Below are 3,598 nucleotides of genomic sequence, written 5' to 3'. Positions count from 1 at the left end.
CGACAGGATCGTCCGGAGCCTGCTCGATGATCACGTGAGCATTGGTGCCACTCACCCCGAACGCCGACACCCCCGCCCGACGCGGCCCACCCGTCCGCGGCCAGGCCCGCGCCTCGGTGAGCAACTCGACCGCCCCGGCCGACCAGTCCACATGCGGCGACGGCTCATCCACATGCAGCGTCCTGGGCAACACCCCATGACGGATCGACTGGACGAGTTTGATCACGCCGCCGACGCCCGCCGCCGCCTGCGCGTGACCGATGTTCGACTTGAGCGAGCCCAGCCAGAGCGGCCGGCCGGCGGGTCGCCCCTGACCGTACGTCGCGATGATCGCCTGTGCCTCGATCGGGTCGCCCAGCCTGGTGCCGGTGCCGTGCGCCTCGACCAGGTCCACGTCCGCCGGGGAGAGCCGTGCTCCGGCGAGTGCCTGCCGGATCACCCGCTGCTGCGCCGGGCCGTTCGGGGCCGTCAGCCCGTTCGAGGCGCCGTCCTGGTTCACCGCCGAACCCCGGACCACCGCCAGCACCTCGTGGCCGAGCCGGTGCGCGTCCGACAGGCGCTCCACCAGCAGGAACCCGACGCCTTCGGCCCATCCGGTGCCGTCGGCCGCCCCGGCGAACGCCTTGCAACGGCCGTCCACCGACAGGCCGCGCTGGCGCGAGAACTCCACGAACCCCTGCGGCGACGCCATCACCGAGACGCCCCCGGCCAGCGCCAGATCGGACTCGCCCGAGCGCAGCGACTGCACCGCCAGGTGCAGGGCGACCAGCGAGGACGAGCACGCCGTGTCGACCGTGACCGCGGGCCCCTCGAACCCGAACGTGTACGCGATCCGGCCCGACGCCACACTGCGCAGCGTGCCGATGCCCAGGTGGCCTTCCAGTTCCTCGGGCGTTCTGGAACCGGCGGCGTAGTCACCGCCCGCGAGCCCCGCGAACACCGCCGTACGGCTGCCTCGGAGCGGAGCCGGATCGATGCCGGCCTGCTCGAACACCTCCCAGGCGCTCTCCAGGAGCAGCCGCTGCTGCGGGTCGATCGCCAGCGCCTCGCGCGGCGAGATCCCGAAGAACTCCGCGTCGAAGCCCGCGACGTCACTCAGAAAGCCGCCGTATCGGGTGTACGACGTGCCGGGATGGTCGGGATCGGGGTCGAACAGGCCGTCCAGGTCCCAGCCCCGGTCCGCGGGGAACCGCGACACCGCGTCCCGGCCCGCGGCGACCAGATCCCACAGGTCCTCCGGCGAGTTCACGTCGCCGGGGAACCGGCAGGACATTCCCACGATCGCGATCGGCTCCCTGCCCGCGGACTCGATTTCGTGCAGCCGCCCTCGCAGACTGTGGACATCGGCGATCGCGCGTTTCAGGTATTCGCGAAGCTTCTCGTCGGCCATGGTGGATGCGCTCCTCAGCGTCAAAGGGAGTCGATGTCGTGGTCGAGGAGCCGGAACAGCTCCTCGTCGGTCGCGGAGTCCAGGTCGATGCCCGCGCCCACCGGTGGCGCGACCGTCCCCCACCGGTCGAGCAGGACCCGCATCCGGGTCAGGAGCTCCGCGTACTCGGGATCGTTCTCGGCACCGGAGGAGAACACCGCCTCCAGGTAGTCGAGTGAGGCCGAGGCGGAGGGGAACCGGACGGCTTCCCCGGACGACGACAGTTCGTTCCTGAGATAGCCGACGATCGCGGCGGGCGTGGGGTAGTCGAAGACCAGCGTGGCCGGCAACCGCAGGCCGGTGGCCGCGCCGAGCCGGTTGCGCAGGTCGACGGCGGTCAATGAGTCCAGGCCAAGCTCCCGGAAGGCCCGTCCGAGGTCGATGGCGCTCGCGCCGTCGTGCCCCAGGACGACTGCCGACTCGGCGCGGACCAGCTCGACCAGCGCCTCGTCCAGCTCGGCTCCGGCCAGCGTGGCGATCGACCTGGTCACGGGTTCCGCCACGGTCGGCACCTCAAGCGGCCTGCCTCCGGCGGGCGCGGCGTCGAGCCAGAAGCGGCGGTGGCGGAAGGAGTAGGTCGGCAGCGGTACCCGGCGGGCGCCGGGGTACACCGCCCGCCAGTCCACCGGGACACCTCGGACGTACACCTCCGCCAGAGACGTGCGGAACCGGTCGAGGCCGCCGTGGTCGCGGCGCAGCGATCCCGCCACGACCGCGCCCGGCCCGGCAGTGCCTTCGAGGGTCTCCTGGATGCCGGAGGTCAGCACCGGATGTGGGCTGACCTCGATGAACACGTCGTATCCCTGCTCGGCCAGCGCACGGGTGGCCTCCTCGAACCGGACCCGCTCACGGAGGTTCGCGTACCAGTAGTCCGCGTCCATCGGCTCCGTGCCGATCCAGTCGGCGGTGACCGTGGACAGGATCGGCACGTCACCGGGACGCGGCCGGATCGGCGCGAGGGCCTCGCCCACCTCCGCGCGGACCCGCTCGACATGCGCGGAGTGGGAGGCGTAGTCCACCGGGATGAGCCGGGCCCGTACGTCCTGCTCCCGGTAGTCGTCGACGAGCCCGGCCACCGCGTCCGGATCGCCGGAGATCACCACCGACGAGGGACCGTTGACGGCGGCCACCGAGACGCGACCCGCCAGCCCGGCGATCCTGGCCTCCACCTCACCCGGTGGCAGCGCCACCGACGCCATGGCTCCGCTCCCGGCCAGGGCCAGGATGGCACGGCTGCGGAGCGCGACGACCCGTGCGGCATCCTCCAGCGACAGGGTTCCGGCCACGCACGCCGCGGCGATCTCGCCCTGGCTGTGCCCGACGACGACGGCGGGGCGGACACCGTAGGACTCCCAGAGGGCGGCCAGCGACACCATCACCGCCCACAGCAACGGCTGGACCACGTCCACCCGGTCCGGATCGGGTGCGCCCGGCACACCACGCAGGACGTCTGCGGGCGACCAGTCCACGTACGGGGAGAGCGCCTGGCCACAGGCCGCCAGCCGGTGGGCGAACACTGGAGCGGAGTCGAGCAGCTCGACCGCCATCCCCGCCCACTGGGACCCCTGCCCGGGGAAGACGAACACCACCCTGCCCTCGCCCTCGACATCCGCGACACCGCGTACCACCCGGGGCGAGGAGGTCCCGGCGGCCAGCGCGCGCAGGCCGGACACGAACCCGTCGGTGTCCTCGGCGAGGACGACGGCGCGATGCTCGAAGGCCGATCGCGTGGTGGCCAGGGAGAGTCCGAGGTCCCGGGGGTCGATTTCGGCCGCGTCATCGGAAGCCTCGACGAAGTCGGCCAGGCGGGCGGCCTGGCCGTACAGGGCCTCTGGGGTCCTGCCCGACACCGTCCAGGGGAGCGGTCCGCCGCGCGGCTCCGCCCGGGTGGGCGTCGCCTCGACCGGCGGAGCCTGTTCGATGATCACGTGGACGAGCCGTCGCCGCACGTGGACTGGTCGGCCGGAGCCGTGGAACTGCTCACCGAGGCGCGGTCCTGGCCGGAGACGGGCGCGCCGCGCCGGGCGGGGGTGTCGGCGTTCGGGGTCAGTGGCACCAACGCCCACGTGATCATCGAACAACCGCTCGATCACAGCAAGCCGGACGGTGAGAAGATCGAGCTCAGCGTGATCCGGCTCCCGGCCTCGGGGGAGCGGATCGGTTCGATCC

General features: G+C 72.5%; 3 protein-coding genes. 1 reads left to right on the top strand and 2 read right to left on the bottom strand.

Translation table 11 applies throughout. From position 1 onward, the window contains the following. Together ABZ260_RS48480 and ABZ260_RS48475 are read right to left on the bottom strand one after the other, a co-directional pair. A partial coding sequence (locus tag ABZ260_RS48480; RefSeq protein ID WP_355632020.1) for a beta-ketoacyl synthase N-terminal-like domain-containing protein occupies nucleotides 1–1,390 on the bottom strand: 1,390 nt, incomplete at its 3' end. A gap of 20 nt (nucleotides 1,391–1,410) precedes the next feature. Continuing rightward, a complete protein-coding gene (locus tag ABZ260_RS48475; RefSeq protein WP_355632018.1) occupies nucleotides 1,411–3,357 on the bottom strand; it encodes an acyltransferase domain-containing protein in 1,947 nt (648 codons plus the stop codon). Between ABZ260_RS48475 and ABZ260_RS48470 the strand changes: the two genes are divergently transcribed. Continuing rightward, the coding region (locus ABZ260_RS48470; protein ID WP_355632015.1) for a ketoacyl-synthetase C-terminal extension domain-containing protein at nucleotides 3,358–3,598 on the top strand (241 nt) is incomplete at its 3' end.

The sequence above is a fragment of the Streptosporangium sp. NPDC006013 genome (assembly GCF_040614275.1).
Lineage (GTDB): Bacteria > Actinomycetota > Actinomycetes > Streptosporangiales > Streptosporangiaceae > Streptosporangium.
Note: the sequence above shows the minus strand (reverse complement) of the source record. Positions and strands in the feature narration are given on the sequence as shown.